At 45.6% G+C, this 1,297-nt stretch carries 1 protein-coding gene; it reads right to left on the bottom strand.

Going from position 1 to position 1,297, the window contains the following annotated elements; translation table 11 throughout:
• Positions 1 to 16: 16 nt before the first annotated feature.
• Entirely contained in the window at positions 17 to 1,240 is a 1,224-nt protein-coding gene (gene tuf, locus A3766_RS08450; protein WP_068552924.1) for an elongation factor Tu, read from the bottom strand.
• Positions 1,241 to 1,297 lie beyond the last annotated feature (57 nt).

Genomic DNA, 1,297 nt, shown 5'->3' with positions numbered 1-1,297 from the left:
CAAACATAGACTAAGATTATTCAACAATCTTAGCTACAACACCCGCACCTACAGTACGACCACCTTCACGAATCGCGAAGCGTAGACCTTCTTCCATCGCGATTGGCGCGATCAAAGTAGCTGTTAACTGTACGTTATCACCAGGCATTACCATTTCAACACCTTCAGGCAACTCACAAGCACCTGTCACATCAGTCGTACGGAAGTAGAACTGTGGACGGTAACCTTGGAAGAATGGCGTATGACGACCACCTTCATCTTTACCCAAGATATATACTTCAGCTTCAAACTTAGTGTGAGGCTTAACAGAACCAGGCACACATAGAACCTGACCACGCTCAACTTCGTCACGCTTAGTACCACGCAGAAGAACACCAACGTTCTCACCCGCACGACCTTCGTCTAGAAGCTTACGGAACATCTCAACACCAGTACAAGTAGTGGTTTGAGTTTCCTTGATACCAACAATCTCGATTTCTTCACCAACTTTGATGATACCACGCTCAACACGACCCGTTACAACCGTACCACGACCTGAGATTGAGAACACGTCCTCAACAGGCATTAGGAATGGCTGATCTACAGCACGCTCTGGCTCTGGAATATAAGAATCTAGCGACTCAACCAACTTCTTAACAGCAGTTGTACCTAGCTCGTTATCATCTTCGCCGTTCAATGCCATCAAAGCAGAACCTGCGATAATTGGCGTATCATCACCTGGGAACTCATAAGTGTCTAGCAACTCACGAATTTCCATTTCAACCAATTCAAGCATCTCGTTGTATTCTTCTGAACCTGCACCACCACAGTCTTCAGCCAACAAGTCAGCCTTGTTCAAGAATACTACAATGTAAGGTACACCTACCTGACGAGACAAAAGGATGTGCTCACGAGTCTGAGGCATAGGACCATCAGTCGCACCACAAACCAAGATAGCACCATCCATCTGAGCAGCACCTGTGATCATGTTTTTAACATAATCGGCGTGCCCTGGGCAGTCAACGTGAGCGTAGTGACGATCAGTTGAATCATACTCAACGTGAGACGTCGCGATAGTGATACCACGCTCTCTTTCCTCTGGTGCATTATCGATGTTTGCGAAATCAACCTTCTCACCACCGAATACTTCTGCACATACACGCGTTAGCGCTGCTGTCAAAGTTGTTTTACCATGGTCAACGTGACCAATAGTACCTACGTTAACGTGCGGTTTATTACGTTCAAATTTTTCTTTAGCCACGGTTACACCCCTTTTTCTATGCTACCGACTTTAGTTTAATTAAGACTACGATTTATT

Source organism: Oleiphilus sp. HI0132 (genome assembly GCF_001635845.1).
Note: the sequence above shows the minus strand (reverse complement) of the source record. Positions and strands in the feature narration are given on the sequence as shown.